Annotated in this window: 18 protein-coding genes and 1 tRNA gene; 6 read left to right on the top strand and 13 right to left on the bottom strand. The window is 72.1% G+C overall.

The window, feature by feature from the left end; all coding sequences use genetic code 11:
- Window positions 1–122: 122 nt before the first annotated feature.
- From pth to ACFWP3_RS25600, 6 genes are all read right to left on the bottom strand, one after another.
- Window positions 123–713, bottom strand: a complete 591-nt coding sequence (pth, locus tag ACFWP3_RS25625) for an aminoacyl-tRNA hydrolase (RefSeq protein ID WP_384225220.1) — start codon at window positions 711–713, stop codon at window positions 123–125.
- 99 nt (window positions 714–812) lie between these two features.
- The gene (locus tag ACFWP3_RS25620; RefSeq protein WP_384225218.1) at window positions 813–1,397 is read right to left on the bottom strand and encodes a 50S ribosomal protein L25/general stress protein Ctc; all 585 of its coding nucleotides are present in this window, start codon (window positions 1,395–1,397) and stop codon (window positions 813–815) included.
- Window positions 1,398–1,591: 194 nt separating this feature from the next.
- On the bottom strand, window positions 1,592–2,569 hold the full coding sequence (locus ACFWP3_RS25615) for a ribose-phosphate diphosphokinase (protein ID WP_030716976.1): 978 nt from the start codon (window positions 2,567–2,569) through the stop codon (window positions 1,592–1,594).
- A gap of 134 nt (window positions 2,570–2,703) precedes the next feature.
- On the bottom strand, window positions 2,704–4,173 hold the full coding sequence (gene glmU / locus ACFWP3_RS25610; protein ID WP_384225217.1) for a bifunctional UDP-N-acetylglucosamine diphosphorylase/glucosamine-1-phosphate N-acetyltransferase GlmU: 1,470 nt from the start codon (window positions 4,171–4,173) through the stop codon (window positions 2,704–2,706).
- Between the two features lie 109 nt (window positions 4,174–4,282).
- Window positions 4,283–4,354: transfer RNA gene (locus ACFWP3_RS25605), tRNA-Gln, on the bottom strand.
- A gap of 12 nt (window positions 4,355–4,366) precedes the next feature.
- Window positions 4,367–5,275: a hypothetical protein gene (locus tag ACFWP3_RS25600; protein ID WP_384225214.1), complete on the bottom strand. Its 909-nt coding sequence runs from the start codon at window positions 5,273–5,275 to the stop codon at window positions 4,367–4,369.
- Between the two features lie 131 nt (window positions 5,276–5,406).
- Between ACFWP3_RS25600 and ACFWP3_RS25595 the strand changes: the two genes are divergently transcribed.
- On the top strand, window positions 5,407–6,672 hold the full coding sequence (locus tag ACFWP3_RS25595; protein ID WP_384225212.1) for a sensor histidine kinase: 1,266 nt from the start codon (window positions 5,407–5,409) through the stop codon (window positions 6,670–6,672).
- A gap of 273 nt (window positions 6,673–6,945) precedes the next feature.
- Here the strand turns inward: ACFWP3_RS25595 and ACFWP3_RS25590 are convergent, their stop codons facing one another.
- On the bottom strand, window positions 6,946–7,455 hold the full coding sequence (locus tag ACFWP3_RS25590) for an SUKH-3 domain-containing protein (RefSeq protein WP_384225209.1): 510 nt from the start codon (window positions 7,453–7,455) through the stop codon (window positions 6,946–6,948).
- A 2-nt stretch (window positions 7,456–7,457) separates the two neighbouring features.
- Window positions 7,458–8,090 (bottom strand): YwqJ-related putative deaminase, encoded by a 633-nt coding sequence (locus tag ACFWP3_RS25585; RefSeq protein WP_384225207.1) that lies wholly within the window; start codon window positions 8,088–8,090, stop codon window positions 7,458–7,460.
- A gap of 230 nt (window positions 8,091–8,320) precedes the next feature.
- Here ACFWP3_RS25585 and ACFWP3_RS25580 point away from each other — a divergent pair, with 230 nt between their 5' ends.
- The 3 genes from ACFWP3_RS25580 to ACFWP3_RS25570 all read left to right on the top strand — a co-directional run bounded on the left by ACFWP3_RS25580 (window position 8,321) and on the right by ACFWP3_RS25570 (window position 12,777).
- Complete coding sequence (locus ACFWP3_RS25580; protein ID WP_384225204.1) at window positions 8,321–9,328, top strand: SMI1/KNR4 family protein; 1,008 nt, start codon at window positions 8,321–8,323, stop codon at window positions 9,326–9,328.
- A gap of 7 nt (window positions 9,329–9,335) precedes the next feature.
- A complete protein-coding gene (locus ACFWP3_RS25575; protein ID WP_384225202.1) occupies window positions 9,336–11,780 on the top strand; it encodes an SUKH-4 family immunity protein in 2,445 nt (814 codons plus the stop codon).
- A gap of 124 nt (window positions 11,781–11,904) precedes the next feature.
- On the top strand, window positions 11,905–12,777 hold the full coding sequence (locus tag ACFWP3_RS25570; protein WP_384225200.1) for a cellulose-binding protein: 873 nt from the start codon (window positions 11,905–11,907) through the stop codon (window positions 12,775–12,777).
- Between the two features lie 71 nt (window positions 12,778–12,848).
- Here ACFWP3_RS25570 and ACFWP3_RS25565 read toward each other — a convergent pair whose 3' ends face one another.
- Window positions 12,849–13,766, bottom strand: coding sequence for a hypothetical protein (locus tag ACFWP3_RS25565; protein ID WP_384225197.1), 918 nt, complete (start codon window positions 13,764–13,766; stop codon window positions 12,849–12,851).
- A gap of 82 nt (window positions 13,767–13,848) precedes the next feature.
- Window positions 13,849–15,552 carry an MFS transporter gene (locus ACFWP3_RS25560; protein ID WP_384225194.1) on the bottom strand — a complete coding sequence of 568 codons (1,704 nt, stop codon included), beginning with the start codon at window positions 15,550–15,552 and terminating at the stop codon, window positions 13,849–13,851.
- Window positions 15,553–15,949: 397 nt separating this feature from the next.
- Between ACFWP3_RS25560 and ACFWP3_RS25555 the strand changes: the two genes are divergently transcribed.
- On the top strand, window positions 15,950–16,756 hold the full coding sequence (locus ACFWP3_RS25555; protein ID WP_384225232.1) for an ABC transporter ATP-binding protein: 807 nt from the start codon (window positions 15,950–15,952) through the stop codon (window positions 16,754–16,756).
- Window positions 16,757–16,809: 53 nt separating this feature from the next.
- Window positions 16,810–19,335, top strand: coding sequence for an ABC transporter permease (locus tag ACFWP3_RS25550; RefSeq protein ID WP_384225229.1), 2,526 nt, complete (start codon window positions 16,810–16,812; stop codon window positions 19,333–19,335).
- Between the two features lie 101 nt (window positions 19,336–19,436).
- On the opposite strand, the gene ACFWP3_RS25545 is transcribed toward ACFWP3_RS25550, so the two are convergent.
- The 3 genes from ACFWP3_RS25545 to ACFWP3_RS25535 are packed head-to-tail and all read right to left on the bottom strand — an operon-like array spanning window position 19,437 to window position 21,524.
- Window positions 19,437–20,858, bottom strand: a complete 1,422-nt coding sequence (locus ACFWP3_RS25545; RefSeq protein ID WP_384225191.1) for a DUF2079 domain-containing protein — start codon at window positions 20,856–20,858, stop codon at window positions 19,437–19,439.
- A 25-nt stretch (window positions 20,859–20,883) separates the two neighbouring features.
- Window positions 20,884–21,258 carry a type II toxin-antitoxin system VapC family toxin gene (locus tag ACFWP3_RS25540; protein ID WP_384225188.1) on the bottom strand — a complete coding sequence of 125 codons (375 nt, stop codon included), beginning with the start codon at window positions 21,256–21,258 and terminating at the stop codon, window positions 20,884–20,886.
- Window positions 21,255–21,524: a type II toxin-antitoxin system Phd/YefM family antitoxin gene (locus tag ACFWP3_RS25535; protein ID WP_384225185.1), complete on the bottom strand. Its 270-nt coding sequence runs from the start codon at window positions 21,522–21,524 to the stop codon at window positions 21,255–21,257. Before ACFWP3_RS25535 ends, ACFWP3_RS25540 begins: the two co-directional genes overlap by 4 nt.
- Between the last annotated feature and the right edge of the window lie 178 nt (window positions 21,525–21,702).

Raw genomic sequence — 21,702 nt, 5'->3', positions numbered from 1 at the left:
ACACCCACCCCAAACGACAACGTCGGCCTTCAAGACCACAACCGGGTCTTGAAGGCCGACGTCACGCGAGCCCCCGAATAAACCAACAGCATCCGGCCGGTGCGGGGGCTCCGTCACGTCCGTCAGGAGTTGTACGCCGACTGGGCGCGCTCCAGACCCTCCTGGATCAGGCACTCCACCGAGTCCGCCGCCCGGTCCACGAACCACTCCAGCTCCTTGCGCTCCGTGGAGGAGAAGTCCTTCAGCACGAAGTCCGCCACCTGCATCCGGCCCGGCGGCCGGCCGATGCCGCACCGCACCCGGTGGTAGTCCGCGCCCATCGACTTCGTCATCGACTTCAGCCCGTTGTGGCCGTTGTCCCCGCCGCCCAGCTTCAGCCGCAGCGTCGGGTAGTCGATGTCCAGCTCGTCATGGACCGCGACGATCCGGTCCAGCGGAACCTTGTAGAAGTCGCGCAGCGCCGTCACCGGACCGCCGGAGAGGTTCATGAACGTCATCGGCTTCGCCAGCACCACCCGGCGGTTCGCCGGACCGGGCGCACCGATGCGGCCCTCGACCACCTGCGCCCGCGCCTTGTGCGCCTTGAACTTCCCGCCGATCCGCTCCGCCAGCAGGTCGGCCACCATGAAGCCGATGTTGTGGCGGTTGCCCGCGTACTCCGGTCCCGGGTTGCCGAGGCCGACGATCAGCCAGGGTGCCGCGTCGTCCGACATCAAAAGCTCCTTAAGGCCTTGAACGAAGACGACCGCCGTCCCGCTCCAGTGGAGCCGGACGGCGGTCGGTCAGCAACTGCTGAGGGGACGGGGCGAGGCTCAGGCCTCGGTGCCCTCGGCCGCCTCGGCGGCCGGCTCCTCGGCCTGCGGGGCGACGACCTGCAGGACGGCGATCTCGCCGTCGACGGCCAGCGTGGTGCCGGCCGGCAGGACCAGGTCCTTCGCGTGGATGGTGGTGCCGGCCTCGAGGCCCGCGATCGAGACGGTGACCTCGGTCGGGATGTGGGTGGCCTCGGCCTCGACGGAGATGGTGTTCTGGAGGGTCTCCAGCATGTTGCCGCCCGCGGCCAGCTCGCCCTCGGTGACGATCGCGACGTCGACGGTGACCTTCTCGCCCTTCTTGACGATCAGGAAGTCGACGTGCGAGACCGAACGCTTCAGCGGGTGCTTCTGCACGGCCTTCGGGATGACCAGCTCGGTGCCCTCGCCCGCGATGTCCAGGGAGATCAGGACGTTCGGGGTGCGCAGCGCCAGCTGAAGGGCGTGGGCGTCGACGTTGACGTGCTTCGGGTCGGTGCCGTGGCCGTAGATGACGGCGGGGGTCAGGGCGTCACGACGCGCCTGACGGGCGGAGCCCTTGCCGAACTCGGTGCGGACCTTCGCGGAAAGCTTGACCTCGGACATGCTCACTCCTCGTGGGGTGACGGAAAAAGGACAACGGTCACCCGGCCGGAACGGCCTGCTACGAAGAGCGCGTCGATAACGGAGCGTCCGCACACGAAAGTGCGGCCTCCCTCGCCGAGCAACTCGATGAGTCTACCGGCGGGAAGGCCGCACTTTCAAAAGGATCTTCTGTGGTCCGCGTTACGCGGACCCGCCTACTGCTGCTCCTCGAAGAGGCTGGTGACCGAGCCGTCCTCGAAGACCTCGCGCACGGCGCGCGCGATCATCGGGGCGATCGACAGCACCGTGATCTTGTCGAGCTCCAGATCGGACGGGTCCGGCAGGGTGTTCGTGAAGACGAACTCGCTGACCTTGGAGTTCTTCAGACGGTCCGCGGCCGGGCCCGACAGGATGCCGTGCGTGGCCGTCACGATGACGTCCTCGGCACCGTGCGCGAACAGCGCGTCGGCCGCGGCACAGATGGTGCCACCCGTGTCGATCATGTCGTCGACCAGGACACAGACCCGGCCCTTGACCTCGCCGACCACCTCGTGGACGGTCACCTGGTTGGCGACGTCCTTGTCACGGCGCTTGTGCACGATGGCCAGCGGCGCGTCCAGACGGTCGCACCAGCGGTCGGCGACGCGCACGCGGCCGGCGTCCGGGGAGACGATCGTCAGCTTGGTCCGGTCCACCTTCGCGCCCACGTAGTCCGCGAGGACGTTCAGGGCCGACAGGTGGTCCACCGGGCCGTCGAAGAAGCCCTGGATCTGGTCCGTGTGCAGGTCCACCGTGAGGATCCGGTCGGCACCCGCCGTCTTCAGCAGGTCGGCGACCAGACGGGCCGAGATCGGCTCGCGGCCCTTGTGCTTCTTGTCCTGACGGGCGTACCCGTAGGACGGGACGATCACGGTGATGGAGCGTGCCGACGCGCGCTTCAGCGCGTCGATCATGATCAGCTGCTCCATGATCCACTTATTGATCGGAGCCGTGTGGCTCTGGATCAGGAAGCAGTCCGCGCCGCGAGCCGACTCCTGGAAGCGGACGTAGATCTCGCCGTTCGCGAAGTCGAAAGCCTTGGTCGGCACGAGGCCGACTCCCAGCTGGTGCGCGACCTCCTCGGCCAGCTCGGGGTGGGCGCGGCCGGAGAAGAGCATCAGCTTCTTCTCGCCGGTCGTCTTGATCCCGGTCACAGCACTGTCTCCTCAGACGTGTTGAAAGCTGCTCGCCCCCATGTGCGTCCGTCCCGCACACGGTGAGCCAGCCGAATTGCGTGCACCTATCACGGTACGCCGTCGTTGACGTACTCGTTTCCGGTCAGTTCACCTCAACGGCCGTCGGAGTCCACCTGGACCGCCGACTGGGCCGCCGTCGCGGCAGCGCTTCCCGGACGCTTGCGGGCCACCCATCCCTCGATATTCCGCTGCTGGCCGCGGGCCACGGCCAGCGCGCCGGGCGGCACATCCTTCGTGATCACGGACCCGGCGGCCGTGTAGGCCCCGTCTCCGATGGTGACGGGCGCCACAAACATGTTGTCCGAGCCCGTCTTGCAATGCGAGCCGACGGTGGTGTGGTGCTTGTGCTCACCGTCGTAGTTCACGAAGACGCTCGCCGCACCGATGTTGGTGTACTCGCCGATCGTCGCGTCGCCCACGTACGACAGGTGGGGCACCTTGGTGCCCTCGCCGATCGTCGCGTTCTTCATCTCGACGTACGTGCCGGCCTTGGCCTTCGAGCCGAGGACCGTGCCGGGGCGCAGGTACGCGAACGGGCCCACGGAGGCCGCGTCGCCGATCACCGCGCCATCGGCCACTGTGTTGTCAACGCGGGCCCCCCGGCCCACCCGGGTGTCCTTCAGCCGGGTGTTCGGGCCGACCTCGGCCCCCTCGGCCACGTGGGTGGCGCCCAGCAGCTGCGTCCCCGGGTGGATCACGGCGTCCTGGCCGAAAGTGACCGTCACGTCCACGAAGGTGCCGGCCGGGTCGACGACCGTGACGCCCGCGAGCATGGCCTGCTCCAGCAGCCGCGCGTTCAGCAGGGCGCGGGCCTCGGCGAGCTGCACGCGGTTGTTGATGCCCAGGATCTGGCGGTGGTCGGAGCCGACGGCCGCGCCGACCCGGTGCCCCGCCTCGCGCAGGATCCCCAGCACGTCGGTGAGGTACTCCTCGCCCTGGCTGTTGTCGGTGCGCACCTTGCCGAGGGCGTCGGCGAGCAGGGTGCCGTCGAAGGCGAAGACGCCGGAGTTGATCTCGCGGATGGCGCGCTGGGAGTCGCTGGCGTCCTTGTGCTCGACGATGGCCGTGACGGCGCCGCCGGCGTCGCGCACGATGCGCCCGTAGCCGGTGGAGTCGGGCACCTCGGCGGTGAGCACGGTGACGGCGTTGCCGTCGGCCTCGTGCGTGGCCGCGAGCCGGGCGAGGGTCTCGCCGGTCAGCAGGGGAGTGTCGCCGCAGACGACGATCACGGTCCCTCCCCCAGACTCCGTCCGGGGGGACCCCCAGACCCCGCCGAGCTCTTCGAGGGCCATCCGGACGGCGTGCCCGGTGCCGTTCTGCTCGTACTGGACGGCCGTGCGCACATCGGCGTCGATCCCGGCCAGGTGGGCGGTGACCTGCTCGCGGGCGTGCCCGACGACCACGACGAGGTGGGCGGGGTCCAGCTCACGGGAGGCGGCGACGACGTGACCGACGAGCGAGCGCCCGCAGATCTCGTGCAGAACCTTGGGAGTGGCCGACTTCATGCGGGTGCCTTCACCCGCTGCGAGTACGACGACGGCTGCCGGGCGGTTGGCGCTCACGGGGATGCCCTTCGGCTTCGGGGGTGGACGCCTGAAGGATACCGGGGCGGTATCACCCCGAAACGAGGCCGGGTCCCGACCGAGGCGGTCGGGACCCGAACTTCCTTTGCTCCCCTGCCAGGACTCGAACCCGGACATAGGACTCCAAAGGTCCCAGTGCTGCCAATTACACCACAGGGGATAGCAAAGCCGACTAAATCGGACATTCGCCTCTGTTGATCGCGTCGACGGCACCTACTATGCCGCACCACGTGCCCTCAATGCGACGGTACAAGTCGCAACTGGCGGAGACTCGAACGATCAAGCACCCCCGGTAGTCGGCGCCGGTGTTCTTCCTGACCGTCTGCGGGTTGTGCTTCTTGAGTGTCGTCCTCTGCAGGGCGGTGCGATCGACCCCCACCCGGTCCGCCCAGTACTGCTCCGCGCCCTCGACGTCCGCGGACTCGTGGATCATCACGCGGAATCTGAGCCGGTCGTGCGGAATCCCGATGAGCCGGAGCCAGGACAGGTAGACGTCGATGACGCCCGGGTCGCTGTTGATGAAGGTGACGGTTTCGGCGCGCCGGTGCGGCTTGCTCTTGGAGCCCTCCGCCCAGTACAGGGCGACGCCGGTCAAGAAGAGTTCGCGATCGCTGAGCGGGCCGACCACCTGTCGTGCGGAGTCGATGGCCGCGTCCCGCGCGGCCTCTCGGCGCGGGCCTTCGTGGGCCCAGCGTTTGAGTGCGGCGTCCCGGCCCTGCTCGGCCGGGGACCGGTGGTCGACCTTCGGCAGGTCCCGTACCCAGAGGGAGATGGAGCTCTTCGAGCAGCCCAGCTCCAGTTGGATCTGGTCGTAGGTGAGGCCCTGGAGGCGGAGTTCCCGGGCCTTCGCGCGGAGGTCGTCCTTGGCGTTTGGGCGCTTCGTCCATTCCGGTGCCGGCTCGTCCGCCAGGAGGCGGTTCAGGATGTCGTTGTTGTGGACGGCCAAGCGGTCGCGGATCTGGCGGCGGCTGAGCCCCTCGCGGCGGAGGGTCACCGCCTGTTCGCGGAGGGACTCGAAGGTCGCGGTCCCCGTGCGGAGGCCGCCGGTGCCGTCGCCTGGGCGACGTTGGATTTCGGGCATGTCGCCAATGTCGTCCGGAATGTGGAATTCAGGTCTCGGTCCGTGGGTGATTCGGTCGTACGTGCGATTACTGCCGGTTCTCGGGATTTTCGTTCGACCGTGTGCTGGGGCCCCTGCGTACGCTGGACGGCATGACCAGTACGGGGGATGTGGAAGGCCGCGCTGGGCCGCCGTTGTGGTGGGCGCGGCGGCGGGATGCCGTGGTGGACGTGGGGCTCGGCGTGGTGTCCGCCGTCGAGTGCGCGTGGGAGGGCGTGGCCTTCGCCGGTGAGGCGGGGGTGCCGACCGCGGTCGGCGTGCTGTTCGGGTTCCTGGTGGGGGCCACGCTGGTGCTGCGGCGCCGGTGGCCGGTGGCCGTGGTGCTCGTGGGGATCGCCGTGGCGCCCGCGGCGATGGGGTTCCTGCTCGGGGTGGTGGGCCTGTACACGCTGGCCTCCTCCGAGGTGCCCCGGCGGATCACCGCGACGCTGGCCTCGATGACGCTGGCCGCGACCTTCGTGGTGATGTACCTGCGGACCAGGAGCGACGTCGAGGCCGACCACCTGCTCGTGGTGTCGCTGTCCGGGTTCGTGGCGGTGGCGCTGACCGTGCCGCCGGTGCTGTTCGGGCTGTACATCGGAGCGCGGCGGCGGCTGATGGAGAGCCTCCAGGAGCGGGCGGACTCGCTGGAGCGGGAGCTGTCGCTGCTGGCGGACCGGGCCGAGGAGCGGGCCGAGTGGGCCCGCAAGGAGGAACGCACGCGGATCGCCCGGGAGATGCACGACGTCGTGGCGCACCGGGTGTCCCTGATGGTGGTGCACGCGGCGGCGCTGGAGGCGATCGCGGCCAAGGATCCGGCCCGGGCGGCGAAGAACGCGGCGCTGGTGGGTGACATGGGCCGGCAGGCGCTGACGGAGCTGCGCGAGATGCTCGGCGTGCTGCGCGCCGCGGAGAAGCCGGCGAGGCCGGTGGAGCAGCGGGAGCGGGTGCGGCCGGTGGCCGTGGCGCTGGTGGGGAGTTTCGACGACGGGCCCTCGCTCGACGCGCTGGAGGTGTTGGTCGGGCAGTCGCGGGCGGCCGGGATGACCGTGGAGATGGTCGTGCACGGTCAGGGGGCGGCGTACGCGGCGGAGGTGGAGCAGACGGCGTACCGGGTGGTGCAGGAGGCGCTCACCAACTGCCACAAGCACGCTCCGGGCGCGCAGGTGACCGTACGCCTCGCGCACCGCGACCGGGAGGTGGCCATGCAGGTGGAGAACGGGCCCTGCGACGGGAAGGCCGCCGAGCCCGGGCTGCCGAGCGGGGGCAACGGGCTGGTCGGGATGCGGGAGCGGGTGCTGGGCCTGGGCGGGGTGTTCGTATCCGGGCCGACCGACGAGGGCGGGTTCAAGGTGTCGGCGGTGCTTCCGGCCGGGTAGTCCCGTAGCTGGGTAGCTGGGTAGCTGGGTAGCTGGGTAGCTGGGTAGACGGCTGGGGGTCGCGGGGCGCGGGCCGGTGGTCGCGGGTCGGTGCCCGGTGCCCGGTGCCCGGTGCCCGGCGGTCGCGGGCCGGTGCCTGGTGGTCGGGGGCCGGTGGGTCGGTGCCGGGTGGTCGCGGGCCGGTGGTCGGCGCCCGGTGCCCGGTGCCCGGTGGTCGCGGGTCGCAGGCCGGTGGTCGGCGCCCGGTGGCCGGTGGTGCCGGGGGCGGTGTCGTCAGGTCGTTGTCAGGCGGGTTGGCTGGAGGCCGGTGAGGAGGAGGGTCAGGGCCTCGTCGATGCCTCCGCCGAGGTACCAGTCGCCGGTGTGGTCGATGCCGTAGACCCGGCCCTCGCGGTCGAGCGCGAGGTGGGAGCCTCCGTCGGCCTCGGTGCCGAGGGGGCACAGCTGTGTCGAGAGCGCGCGGCCCAGGTCGGCGAAGGTGCGGGCCAGGTGCAGGCCGGTCAGCGGGTCGAGCCGGACCGTGACGGGCGCTATCTGCCGGCCCGGTCCGGGGGCGGCGACGGTGAGGCCGCCGAACTCGGCCCAGGCCTCGACGGCCGCGGGGAAGACGGTGTGCCGGTGCCCGGCGGGGGTGGTGTGGTCGCGCAGTGCGTCGGCCCAGAACTCGGCCTGCTTGATGTCCCAGCGGCCGGGTTCCCAGCCGGCCGTGCGCAGGGCGGAGTCCACGGCGACGGGGAAGCGGGTCGCCGAGGAGCGGTCGTAGGAGGCTGAGGCGGTGGTCATGGCTACTCGGAGGGGGTGAGGTCGACGGGGCGTACGCCGAAGTGGGCGAGGAGTGCGTCGCAGGAGCGGCACGGGGGTGCGTAGCTGCCGTGCAGGGGGTCGCCGTCCTCGCGGATGCGGCGGGCGGTGATCTTCGCGTGCTTGAGGGAGCGGCGGGCTTCGCTCGGGGAGAGGGGTTTGCGGGAGGCGCGCCGGGAGCGGGCTCCTTCTACGGCGGCCAGGTGGCGGGAGAGCAGGATCGCCTCGGGACATCGGCCGGTGAAACGTTCGCGCTGGCCGCTCGTGAGGGTGTCGAGGAAGTCCTGTACGAGGGGGTGGAGCGCGGGCGGCTGGTCTGCTTTGCCGGCGGTGCCGGTGAGGGTTTCGCCGCGTACCGAGAGGGCGGCGGCGACGGTGGGCAGGATGCCGTCGCGGCGGAAGCGCAGGACGGGTACGGCGGGGCGGCCGTCGGTGCTGCTCCAGCGCAGGCGGGGGTCGCCCGCGGGGCCGCCCGCTTCGGGAGCGGCTCCTGACGGTCCGGAGGTTTCCGGTCCGCCGGGGCCTCCAGGGGTTGCGGGGCTTCCCGGGGTGTCCGGGGTGCCCGTGTCCTCCGGGGTGGAGTCGCCCGGGTTCGTGCGTGTCGCCGTGTTCTGCATGGTCGTGCTTTCCCTCCCGTGGCGGCGGTGGTGGCCGCTGTCGCGCACGCCCCCGTGCCGCGGGGACAGCCTGCCAAATGTCACCTGTCATGCGGAAGCGGGGTCGAATATTCGTATCAATTCGGATGTTCCAGGCCCCCGGTCGGGCGTGCGGGTCGCGGGCGGGTGAGCCCCTTGCCCCAGCGCATAGGCTGTGGTGAACCAGCCAGATCCAGCAGGGGGCTACCGCCATGACGACAGGTCGGCTCGGGCAGCAGGCCGCGCCACCCAACGCCGCTTATTCGGGGCAGGTCGTGCATTTCCCGGACCCGGTCCGGGCCGCTCGGCATCCCCACGGAGTGCGGATGGACGGCAACGGGCATCCGGACTTCTCCGCGTACGCGCGCGCGGCGGTGGAGATCGCCGAGCCGCCGGAGGGCTTCGGCGTGGACGAGCTGCGGCTGACGGACTACGTCTCCGCGAACGCGGCGATGCGGGCTTCCGGGCACGAGCTGTGGGACACGGTCGGACCGGTGGCCACTCCGCACGGCTGGACCTGGCACCACGTCGCGGGTTCGCGCCGCATGGAGCTGGTCCCCGTCGAGGTGAAGGCGCTGCTGCGGCACCACGCGGGGCTGGCGACGGCGCCGGTGGACCACGCCAAGCGCGGGACGCGGCCGTTGCAGGAGGTGCGCCCGGCGCACATGGGGCTGCCGAAGTCCGTGGTGTCGGTCGCGGAGGAGCAGGTGCAGGGCGTCGAGGAGGACCTCGGCTACCGGCTGCCGGAGGCGTACCGCTCGTTCCTCAAGGCGGCGGGCGGCTGCGCGCCGGTCGGCGCGGGGCTCGACGTGGACCTCGGTCTGCTGGTGGACCAGCCGTTCTTCACGGTGCGCGAGGAGGCGGCGGTCAACGACCTCGTCTACGTCAACAAGTGTCTGCGGGACCACCTGACGAAGGACTACCTGTGCGTGGCCTTCGTCCAGGGCGGGCTGCTCGCCCTGAAGGTGAAGGGCGAGGGCATCGGTTCGGTGTGGTTCTCGCCGTACGACGACGCGCGCGATCAGGACGGCTGGTCCGTGCAGGAGCGCGTGGAGCGGCTGTTGCTGCCGTGCGGCGGTGATTTCGACGCCTTTCTGGAGCGGTTGGCGGGCAATCCGCCGGAGCTGGAGGCGGTGGCCGGTCTGATGGTGGACGGCGGATTCGCACGCCCGGTTCCCGTGGCGGGGCCGGGTTCCCGTGCCGGTTCGGATGAGGGGTGATGGCGCGGTGGTGACGTTCGCGCAGGCGCAGGAGCGCGCCGAGGAATGGATCAACGGCGACGTGCCCGCGTACCAGCACCGCGAGGTGCGGGTGCGGGAGTTCGGACTCGGGTTCGTGGTGTGGGCCGAGGACCGCGCGGCCGGTCCCGTGTCCGGTGGCGGGCGGCAGCGGCTGGTCATCGCGCGGGACAGCGGCGAGGTGACGCTGTGGCCGGGGCTGCCGGTGGGTGAGGTGATCCGCCGGTACGAGGAGGAGTACGGGGCGGCGGCTGCCGCCACGGCTTCGGAGGCTTCGGTTCCGCCGCCGCGGATCGACTCCGAGCAGACGTCGTTCATGCTGAGCCCGCCGGAGTGGCTGCAGGAGGCGGCGGACCGGGCGGGGATCCCGCCGGCCGTGTCCGTGGCCCCGGCCGCTCCGGCTGCCCCGGCCGCCCCGGCTGCCCCGGCGCCGGACCCGGCGCCCCTGCCCGAGCCCGTGCCCGCCGCTGTGGACGCTACTGCTCCGGTCGTGCCGGAGCCGGTGGACGCCCCGGCCTCGGCCTCCGCTTCCGCTTCCGCTTCGGGCTCCGCTTCGGCTTCCGCGGAGGCGGCCGACGCCGCGTCCGCTCCCGAGCCCGCGTCCGCTCCCGAGCCCGCTGCCGCTCCGGCGTCCGTCGACGCGGTGCCGCTGCGCCGCGGGGGCGAGATCCCGTACGAGCCGACCGCCAACGACGGGGTGCCGGCCGGGTCCACGCCGTGGGCCGGGACCGATGTGAACTCCGGTGCGGACGACGCGTCCGTACCGCTGCCCGCGACGGTGTTCGCGCCGCCGCTGTCCGGGTCGGACCTGGACGAGGCGCCGCCGTCCGCGGTGGCTCCGGAGGCGAAGACCACGCTGATGCCGGGCGGCAGCCGGCTGCCGAGGACCGCGGTCGTCCCGGCGCTGGCGCCGGACGCGAGCTCCATCGCCGACGAGCCGACCAGCAAGGCCCAGGTGTCCCGGCCCGCCGAGCCCGCGCCCGGCGGGAGCCGGCCGTCGACCCCGCCCGGTCCGCCCACCCCGCCCGGGGCTCCGGGCTCGCTCGGGGGTGGCCTCGACCACGCCGCGACGATGCTGGCCGGTCCGGCCGTGACGGGCCGGCCGCCCGCGCCTCCCGGTCCGCCCGGCACCCCGGGTGCCGGCGTACCCCAGCCGCCCGGTCCGCCCGGTGCTCCGGGTTCGCTCGGGGGTGGCCTCGACCATGCCGCGACGATGCTGGCCGGTCCTGCTGTGACGGGTCAGCCGCCGGCGCCTCCGGGTCCGCCCGGTGCTCCGGGTGGCGGTGCGCCGCAGCCGCCCGGTCCGCCCGGTGTTCCGGGTTCGCTCGGTGGTGGGCTGGACCATGCCGCGACGATGCTGGCCGGTCCGGCTGTGACGGGTCAGCCGCCGGCGCCCCCCGGCCCGCCGCCGAACGCACCCGTCGCGCCCGTGCCGCAGGCCCCGGCGCCCAGCGGCGTGCCCACGGTCGGCCCCGGCTACCAGGCCGTGCTCCGCTACCGGGCACCCGACGGCTCCGAGCAGCAGCTCATCCGCCGTTCGGCGCCCGGCACCCCGCACCCCGAGTGGCAGATCCTGTACGAGCTGCGCGCCATGAACGTGCCGCCGCAGCAGGTGCTGGAGCTGCACACCGAGCTGGAGTCCTGCGAGCTGCCCGGCGGCTACTGCGCCCGGATGATCCGGGAGACGTGGCCGCAGGTGCGGATCACCAGCGTGGCCCCGTACGGCAAGGACCACGCGGGCCGTCAGCAGGGCATGCGGCACCTGCTCACCCACCAGGGGGAGCTGCACCAGGTGGCGGACGGCCCGGCGCGCCCCGCGCCGGTCCGGGCGCCCCTGCCGCAGGTCCCGCTCCAGCCGGCGATCCCGCTGGACGCGATCGGGCAGGAGCTGGCGGGCGCGTTCGGGCCGCAGGGCGTGTTCCGCTTCGACCAGCGGGCCGTGTCCCGTCAGGGCGTGCCGGACCTCGTGGCGCAGACGCTGATGTGGTCGGGGCTGCCCGTCGACTTCGGGCCGTTCTTCTGGGCGCAGGCGGTACCGGGCCAGCCGGTGCCGACGCTGGCCGAGCTGGCCGCGCAGCGGCAGGTGCAGCCGGCGTCGGACGCGGGTTCGTACCTCGTCGTCGGCAGTGACTTCGGCAAGGCGCTGTGCGTGCAGTACGGCACGGCGAACATCGTGGCGGTGCCGGTGGAGGGCGGCCCGGGCGGCGCTCCGGTGCCCCCGCAGTTCGTGAACTCGAGCCTGCCGCAGTTCGCCCGGTCCTTGGCGATGCTGGGTCACATGTGGCGGCTGAGGCAGCATCTGACGCCGGAGCAGGCGGGTCGCTGGACCGTCGATTTCCAGGCGAATCTGGCCGGGCTCGACAGCGCGGCGCTGGCCTCGCCGGAGAGCTGGTGGTCGGTGCTGGTGGAGCAGATGTGGGACGGACTGCTCTGATCGGATGATCGGTTGAATGGCCGGGCCGAGACCCCTCGAACAGGGTCTCGGCCCGGCCATTCAGGCTTCTGGGAGCAAATGACGCATCCTTGACAGGAATCCCCGCGAGAGAGGCGCTTCCAGGATGAGTGCACCCATTGCGACTGTGCGCGGCCGTGGCTACCGGGCGGATCAGGTCGACCGGTATCTCGCCCGGCTGTCCGGCAGCCGTGACGAGGCCTGGGAGCGGGTGGCACGGCTGACCGTCCTGGCGAAGCAGATGGAGGGCGAGGCGGCGCGGCTGCGCGAGGCCGTGTCCGCGCTGGCTCCGCAGACGTACGAGGACCTGAGCGAGCGAGCCCGCCGGATCCTGCTGCTGGCGCAGGAGGAGGCGGAGATCCTGCGGGGCGACGCGCGGGTGGACGCGGCCGAGGCGATGGGCGCGGCCGAGGCGCACGCGGAGCGGGTGGCGGAGCTGGCCCGGCAGGACGCGGCGGCGGTGGGCGAGCAGACCGAGGTACGGGCCCGGCAGGGGCTGCTGCGGGCGCAGCGCGAGGCGGACGACGCGCGGGCGGAGGCCCGGGAGGACGCGCAGGCGTGGCGGTCGGAGGCGCAGGCCGGGCTGGCGGAGACGCGGCGGCGGGCGGAGGCGCAGCAGGCGGAGCGCGAGCAGGAGCAGCGGGAGCGGTGGGAGGCGGCGGAGCGGGAGCTGGCCGAGCGGGAGGCGGAGCTGGAGGCGCGCCACGCCGAGCTGGAACGCTACGCCGAGTCCCGGCTGGCAGAGGCCCGCCGGGGCTTCGCGGAGGCGGAGGAGGCGGCGCGGCACGGCCAGGAGGACGCGGAGGCGCTGGCGGCCGAGCTGATCGCGGAGGCGCGGGTGGCGGAGGAGCGGGTGGGGCGGGAGACGGAGCGGGTCCTGCGGGAGCATGCGGAGGCGGAGGAGGAGATGCGGGCCCATATGAACCATGTCCGCTCGAGCCTTGCGGCGTTGACGGGGCGGGCTCCTGCCGAGGGCTGATGCGGGTGCCGGCTCGCTGCCGCTGGGCTCCGCGCCTCAAGCTCCGGCGGGGCTGGGGGTGTCGGTGCGGCTTAAAGATCGGGGCTCCGCCCCGGGCCCCGCGCCTCAAACTCCCCCAGACTCCGTCCGGGGGGACCCCCAGGCGGGGCTGGGGGGTTGTATTCGTACGGGTCGCTGCGGAGGCCTCGGGTGGTTACCACCACCGTGAACGGGGGTGTTGCCGTGGGTGAGAGGGGGGCCGTGAGGGTGCCGGTTGTGGGGTCGGGGTCCGCGGGGACGGGGGAGCCGTTCACGGTGAGGGCGGGTGCGGCGGGGCCGGGCTTGGTGGGGTCGGGGGGTGTGAAGCCGCCGCCCTTGACCGTGAGGCGGCCCTCGTCGACGGTGACGTCCGTGATCACCGGGTTCGGGCGGACGGCCATCTTGTTGACCAGGTAGGCCCCGGCCGGTGCGCCCGTCAGCGCCCAGATCTCGGAGGGCAGGCGGGGGAGTCCGGCGCCGACGTCCGAGAGGAAGAACAGGACGACGTAGAGCATCGTGACCGCGCTGAGGACGACGTACTGGAGGTCGACCAGGTCCGTGCGCCCGCTGTCGTTCGCGATGAGCTCGCGCAGCGGCCGCCGTCCCGACGGCGTGGACTTCGCGGCCGGTTTGGCCATGCTGCCGTTCTCGACACGCAGCCCGACCACCGTCTTCGCCGCGATCATGGCCACGTACGGGCCGCCGAGCAGCGGCAGGTACACGGTCGTCAGCGGGGACAGCGGGCCGTGCTCGCCCTGGAACCAGTCGGCGCCGCCGCCCGCGGTGAGTCCGAAGCCGAGGGTGGCGAGCAGCAGCCAGACCAGGATCACCGTCCAGGCCAGGGCCAGTGCCGTGGAGGTGGAGAGCCGGCCGTCGCGGCCGGTGACGAAGGCCGGGTCGCGGCGCAGCCGCAGGAGCAGCGGGCCGGCCAGTGCGGCCAGCAGGAGCAGTGCGAGTAATGCGGAAGCCATGCGTCGTCCCCCCGGAAACGGTCCTGGCTCCGACTTAACCCGTTGATCCCGAGCATGACAAGTCGTGGCCCGTTCCGGGCGGTTACTCCTCGGCGTGCTCCGGCAGCACCGGGAACCTGCGCGGCGCCACCAGCAGCAGCACCAGTACGGAGACCACGGCCGCGACCGTCGCGCCGAGGAAGATGTGCTCCACGGCGGCGGCCACGGCCTCGCGCAGGTAGTCGGCCGCGGCCAGGGAGATCAGGCCCGGCTGGTCCAGGGCCTTGGTCACGTCGTCGAGGGCGGTGGGCAGTCCGGGTACCGGCGCGTCCGCGAGGCGGGCGGCGATGGTGGCGTTGGCGACGGCGGCCAGCAGGGCCGCGCCGACGCTCTGGCCGACCTGGCGGTAGAACAGGATCGAGGCGGTCGCGGTCCCGCGCTCCGCCCAGCCCACGGTGGCCTGGACCCCGACGACCAGCGGCAGCTGGAACAGGCCGAGGGCGGCGCCCAGCAGCAGCATGATCAGTGCGGGCTGCCAGGGCTGGGCGGGGTACGGGAGCAGGGTGAAGGAGAACAGGATCGCCGCGGCCATGGCCATGCCGAGGGCCGCGGTCCGGCGGAATCCGATGCGCCGGTAGACGTGCTGGCTGAGCGCGGCGCTGATCGGCCAGCTCAGGGTCATCACGGACATGACCAGTCCGGCGCCGATGGGTCCGAGGCCGAGCACGGACTGGGCGTACGTCGGCATGAACACCATCGGGGCGACCATCAGCAGGCCGAGCGCCCCCATGGCGAGGTTGACGGCGGCGATGGTGCGCCGACGCCACACCCAGCCCGGCAGGATCGGTTCCTCGGCCCGGCGTTCCACCCGTACCACGACCGCGGCCAGCAGTGCGGACGCGCCGAGCAGTGCCAGTGAGGGCGCGGACAGCCAGGGCCAGGCCACCCCGCCCTGGACGAGAGCGAAGAGCAGCAGCCCGCCGCAGGCGAAGATCGACAGGGCCCCGGCCCAGTCGACGGGGCCGCGGCGTCCGGGCGACCGTACGGGCTCCTTCAGGTGACGGGAGATCATCCACAGGGCGAGGGCGCCCAGCGGCAGGTTGATCAGGAAGATCCAGCGCCAGTGGGCGTACGAGGCGAGCAGCCCGCCGAGCGCCGGGCCGGCCACGGCCGAGGTGGCCCACACGGTGGACATCCGGGCCTGGATCTTGGGCCGGTCCTTGAGCTGGTAGAGGTCGGCGGCGAGCGTCTGGACCGTGCCCTGGAGGGCGCCGCCGCCCAGGCCCTGGACGATCCGGAACGCGATGAGGGCCGCCATGTTCCAGGCGAGCGCGCACAGCAGCGAACCGACGACGAACAGGCCGATGCCGAAGAGCAGCATGGGCTTGCGGCCGAAGGAGTCGGACAGCTTCCCGTAGACGGGCAGGGTGACGGTGACGGCGAGCAGGTAGCCGGAGAAGAGCCAGGAGAACACGGAGAACCCGCCGATGTCGCCCACGATCTGGGGGACGGCGGTGGCGACGATGGTGCTGTCGATGGCGACGAGGGACGTGCCGAGCATCAGCGAGGCGACCACGGCGCGGGGCGGCCGCCCGGCCGGCTTCGCCGCGGAGCCGTTGCCGGATGAGGAGCCCTTGCCGGATGAGGAGCCGTTGCCGGGTGCGGAGCCCTTGCCGGGTGCGGTGTCGGCGGCTCCCCTGCTCGGCCCACCCGTCGCACCCGCCGTGCTCGGCGTGCTCGCCGTGCGGGCCGGGACGCCGCCGGGTATGCCGTCGGGTCTTCCTGCCGCGCTCTCCGCTGCGCCCACCGAGATTCCTTCCCCCTGCACGTACTCGCGGGGAACACCTTCTCACCGCTGCCCTGCCCGGCGGTATCCCCCACGGCAGCTCCGCCGAAGGGTGGAGAACCCCTAGGGGACCCTCCGCACAACGGCCCAGGGGCCGTTCGTCCCGGCGGAGGAGGAGGAAGTCCGCGGCGCGTCTTTAACTGGTTCACATGGGCCGGAAGCCCCGGGGGTGGGGTTAACCCCCGGACGGATACGGCGATGGGCACCAGCGCGCCGGAGCCCGGTCCGCAACAGACTTTGGGCGCGGCGCCGCACGCACGCCGAGCAGTACCGCGAGCAGCACTCCGTGCAGTACTCCAAGCAACTTCGAGCAACTTCGAGCAGGACACCGAGAAGGAGAAAGACCGTGACAACGGCTATGACCGAAACCAGGCACGGGGGTACTGGAGGGCATGCTGCCGTCGCGGCCCGGGCGCGGAAGGTCGTCAAGGCCTACGGCTCCGGCGAGACGCGGGTCGTCGCCCTGGACGACGTGGACGTGGACATCCACCGCGGCCAGTTCACCGCGATCATGGGTCCCTCCGGCTCCGGCAAGTCCACGCTGATGCACTGCCTCGCCGGTCTCGACACGGTGACCAGCGGGCAGATCCACCTCGACGACACCGAGATCACCGGGCTGAAGGACAAGAAGCTCACGCAGCTGCGCCGAGACCGGATCGGCTTCATCTTCCAGGCGTTCAACCTGCTGCCCACGCTGAACGCCCTCGAGAACATCACGCTCCCCATGGACATCGCGGGCCGCAAGCCCGACGCCGAGTGGCTGAACCGGGTCGTGGAGACCGTCGGCCTCGCCGGCCGCCTCAAGCACCGCCCCACCGAGCTCTCCGGCGGCCAGCAGCAGCGCGTGGCCGTCGCCCGCGCCCTCGCCGCCCGCCCGCAGATCATCTTCGGGGACGAGCCCACCGGAAACCTGGACTCGCGGGCCGGCGCCGAGGTCCTCGGCTTCCTGCGCCGCTCGGTGGACGAGCTCGGCCAGACCATCGTGATGGTCACCCACGACCCGGTCGCCGCCTCCTACGCGGACCGCGTCATCTTCCTCGCCGACGGCCGGATCGTCGACGAGATGTACGGGCCCACCGCCGAGCAGGTCCTCGACCGCATGCTGTGTTTTTCTGGGGGACGCCCCCAGACCCCCGACGTCGACGCGCGCGGGCGGACCTCGTGAGCAACACCGTCCTGAAGACCTCCCGGCGCAACTTCGTCGCGCACAAGGGGCGGATGGCGCTCTCCGCCGTCGCGGTCATGCTCTCGGTCGCCTTCGTCTGCGGCACCCTGGTGTTCACCGACACCATGAACACCACCTTCGACAAACTGTTCGCGGTCACCAGCTCCGATGTGACGGTGAGCCCGAAGGCCGCGAAGAGCGGCGAGGAGATCCCGGACCGCGGCAAGCCGGAGACGCTGGACGCCTCGGTCGTCGAGCAGGTCGCGAAGGCCGAGGGCGTGGCCGGCGCCGAGGGCGCGGTCCTGTCGATGTCCGTCACGGTGGTCAACTCCAAGAACGAGAACATGGGCTCGACCACCGGCGCCCCGACCATCGCGGGCAACTGGAACGACAACGAGCTCAAGTCCATGAAGATCACCTCGGGTCACGCCCCGCGCGGCCCCACCGAGGTGATGGTCGACGCCGACACCGCGCAGAAGCACCACCTGGGGCTCGGTGACGAACTGCGCACCATCGCCGTCACCGGCGACCTCCGCGCCAGGATCAGCGGCATCGCCACCTTCACCGTGACCAACCCGGGCGCGGCGATCGTCTACTTCGACACCCCCACGGCGCAGCAGCACCTGCTCGGCGCTCCGGGTGCCTTCACGCACGTCAACGTGACCGCCAAGGACGGGGTCGGCGACGAGCAGCTCAAGCAGAGCATCGCCTCCGCCGTCGGCGCGGACACCTACAAGCTCCAGACCGCCAAGGAGGCCGCGGACGCGAACCGCGAGGACGTCGGCTCCTTCCTCGACGTGATGAAGTACGTGATGCTCGGCTTCGCCGGCATCGCCTTCCTGGTCGGCATCTTCCTGATCTTCAACACCTTCTCCATGCTGGTCGCCCAGCGCACCCGTGAGATCGGCCTGATGCGTGCCATCGGCGCCGACAGCGGCCAGGTGCTGAAGTCCGTCGTGGTCGAGGCCTTCCTCCTCGGCGTCGTCGGCTCGGTGCTGGGCGTCGGTGCGGGCGTCGGGCTGGCCGTCGGGCTCATGGAGCTCATGGGCCAGATGGGCATGCACCTGTCCACCGATGACCTCACCGTCGTGTGGACCACCCCGGTCGTCGGCGTCTTCCTCGGCGTGGTCGTCACCGTCGTCGCCGCCTTCGTCCCGGCCCGCCGGGCCGGCAAGGTCTCCCCGATGGCGGCCCTGCGCGAGGCGGGCACCCCCGGTGACAAGAAGGCCGGCGTCATCCGCGCCGTCCTGGGCCTGGTGCTCACCGGCATCGGCGGCGCGGCCCTCTACCTCGCCTCCGCCGCCGACGAGGCCGGCCCCGGTTCGCTCTGGCTGGGCCTGGGCGTCGTACTCACCCTCATCGGCTTCATCGTGATCGGCCCACTGCTCGCCGCGGGCGTGGTGCGGGTGCTCTCCGGCGTGGTGCTGCGCCCCTTCGGCTCCGTGGGCCGGCTCGCCGAGCGCAACGCGCTGCGCAACCCGCGCCGTACCGGCGCCACCGCCGCCGCGCTGATGATCGGCCTGGCGCTGGTCGCCTGCCTGTCCGTGGTCGGCTCCTCGATGGTGGCCTCCGCCACCGACGAGCTCGACCAGTCGGTCGGAGCGGACTACATGATCGCCTCGCAGACCCAGCAGCCGGTGATGCCGCAGGCCGAGCAGGCGCTGAAGTCCGTCCGCGACCTCGACCACGTCACCGCCTACCGCCAGGTGGAGGCGACGCTCACCGCCCCCGACGGCTCCACCGAGACGGAAGGACTCGGTGCCACCGACCCGACGTACGCCCAGGACATCCGGCGCAAGATGATCGCCGGGGAGCACGCGGCGGCGTACGGCAAGGACTCCATCTCGGTGGGCTCGGAGTACGCGGCCAAGCACGGCGTCAAGGTCGGTGACGAGCTGAAGGTGGCCTTCACCGGTGGCAACACCGTCCTGCTGAGGGTCGCGGCGATCACCAGCGACGAGGGCAACCTCGACAAGGGGATGAAGTACATCAGCACCGCGGTCGCCGAGGCGAACGTCCCGGCCGACCGGATGCCGCGCCCCTTCATGCTGCTGGCCGGCGCGAAGGAGGGGCAGTCCGACGCCGCGTACGCGGCGGTCAAGGCGGCGCTGGCGGAGTACCCGCAGTACCAGGTGCAAAACCGGGCCGACTACAAGAAGTCCCTGAAGGACCAGGTCGGCCAGCTCCTGAACATGGTCTACGGGCTGCTCGCCCTCGCGATCATCGTGGCGGTCCTGGGCGTCGTGAACACCCTGGCGCTGTCGGTGGTCGAGCGGACCCGCGAGATCGGCCTGATGCGCGCCATCGGCCTCTCGCGCCGCCAGCTGCGCCGCATGATCCGCCTGGAGTCGGTGGTCATCGCCCTCTTCGGCGCCCTGCTCGGCCTCGGGCTGGGCATGGGCTGGGGCGCCACCGCGCAGCAGCTCCTCGCCCTGGAGGGCCTGAAGGTGCTGGAGATCCCGTGGCCGACGATCCTCGGGGTGTTCGCCGCCTCGGCCTTCGTGGGCCTGTTCGCCGCGCTGGTCCCGGCCTTCCGGGCGGGGCGGATGAACGTTCTGAACGCGATCGCGAGCGAGTAGCACGGCCCGCGTTCGTCAACGGGGGTATGCCGGTCCGGGACCTTGGGGTTCCGGACCGGCGTCGTGTCCGGCCGTCGCCCGGGCCCCCCGCGGCCGCCGGGTCACTCGCGGCGCATCAGGACGACGCCCTCCGCTTCGCCCACCAGGGTGAACCGGGTGCCGGGATGCAGCTGGTGGGCGTAGCCGGTCGGGTCCTCGCCGGCCCATTTGGAGGAGTTGTCGATGGTGATCCAGTCCGGGACCACGCCCTTGCTGCCGCCGATCCAGAGCACCCGGCAGCGCGAGGTCAGCCGGGTCAGCGGGCCGGTGTCGGCCTCCACGGTCGCCCCGTCGGGGATCTGGCCGAGGAGCTCCTCGATGGCGGTGACGCGGGCCGGCTTCTCGTACGTACGGGCCTGCGCGAGCTTCTCGGTCGGCAGGCTGGTCGCGCTCAGGGCGAGGCCCGCGGCGAGGACGGCGGTCGGCAGCTGGAGGGCGTACGAGCGCAGCCGGGGCCGCTCGCCGCGCCGGACGGTGTCGATGGCGTCGACCAGGGCGAGGGTGACGACGGGCATGAGCACGGCGCTGTAGTGCCAGTCGGTGGACCAGTAGTGGTCGTCCCCGGACAGGAACCGCCAGCCGAGGGTGGGGGCGGCGACCAGCAGCAGCGGCGAGCGCAGGGCGAGCAGCCCGGAGGTGGGGATCAGCACCCAGGCCAGGGTCTCCAGCTTGGTGCCGAGGCCGGCGAAGGGGCCCCCGCCGTCGATCTTGTCCCAGTAGCCGTAGCCCGCCGTGGCGAAGGCCGGTATGAACACGGTGAACACGAGGACCGCGAAGACCGTGGCCCCGACGGCGACGCCCACGGCCGTCCAGGCGGCCCGCCGGTCGGTGGGCCTGGCCCGCCAGGCGACGACCACGGCCAGCGCGGCGAGGGTGAAGCCCAGGTCCTCCTTGACGAAGAGCAGCGGCACCCCCCACAGCAGGGCGGCCCGCCAGCGCCGGTCGAGCAGCGCCTCCAGGGCGAAGGCGAGCAGGGGCACGGCGAAGGCGATCTCGTGGAAGTCGAACTCCACGGCCCGCTGGATGCCCCAGGACAGCCCGTACGCGACCCCGAGGGCGATCCCGCGGGGCCGGCCGAGCAGCCGTGCGGCCGCACGGGTGACGGGGACCGCGGACAGCGCGAAGAGCGCGGCCTGGGCGACGAGGAGGGTGAGGGGGCCGGGGAAGACCCGGTAGACGGGGGCGATGAGCGCGATGATCGGGGAGAAGTGGTCCCCGAGGATGTTGGCGCCGGGCCCCTTCAGGTCCGCGACGGGCTCCTGGAGGTGGGCGTAGGCGCGGATGGCCTGTTCGAAGATCCCCAGGTCCCAGGAGGCCCACTCCATCCGCCGGAACCGCCCGACGGACAGCACGAGGTACACGAGGAACAGCCCGCCGGCCACCGCGTACGGCCCGGCCCACCGGCCCCGGCCCGCCCTGCCGCCGCGCACCGGCCCGACCTCGGCCTCGGCCTCGGGCGGCCGGGCTATCGCATCGCTCGTCACGGCCTCGTGTGCTCCCTCGGCGAGCTCAGACGGTCAGTACCGCAACATCGTAGAGGGGGATGTACTTGTCCCGGGTGACGAGCGTGAGCCCTTCGGACTGGGCCTGGGCGACCAGCATCCGGTCGAAGGGGTCCCTGTGGTGGAAGGGGAGCTGCCCCGCCCGGATGCCGTGGAGGGCGGTGACGGGCAGGGGCCGGAGCTGGCAGTCCCTGGCCCGTTCGGGCAGGTCCTCGGGGCCGTCCAGCTTGCCGAGGGCCTGCTTCACCGCGAGTTCCCAGGGGGTGACGGCGCTGACGTAGGCGAGCCGCTCCGTGTCGAGCAGGTCCTTGATCTCGTCCGGCAGCTGCGGGGAGTCCATGAGCCACCACACGATGACGTGCGTGTCGGCCAGCAGCTTCATGCCTCTGCTCCGCTGCCCGGGGTCAGTCCGAAGGCCTCGGCGAAGCCGGAATCATCCGACATGTCGTCGAAATCGTCCCGGAAGACCACGGGTTCGCGTACCGAGCCCCGTGCGGTCCGCAGGACCTTCCCCGCGAGCGGGACCACCTTCGCGACCGGCTCGCCGGCCTTGCTGATGATCACCTCTTCGCCGGTGGCGACCGCCTCCAGGATCTTGGAGAAGTTCGTTTTCGCCTCGTGGACGTTGTACTGCCGGGGCGCTTCCATGGGTCCTCCGGGACCGGAGTGGACTAACGGCTGGGCTAAGCGTATGCAGATCGGCGCGGCCCCCGCCAGTTCCTTCACTCCCGCGGGTGACCCGAATCCCCCGCGCGTGGCGGAGGGGACCGTCGTAGGGTGGGGAGCCCCGGCCCGTGCGACGTGTCGGGTCCTTCGCGTTGCCCCT

It is taken from the genome of Streptomyces sp. NPDC058525 (assembly GCF_042719495.1).
GTDB lineage: Bacteria > Actinomycetota > Actinomycetes > Streptomycetales > Streptomycetaceae > Streptomyces.
Note: the sequence above shows the minus strand (reverse complement) of the source record. Positions and strands in the feature narration are given on the sequence as shown.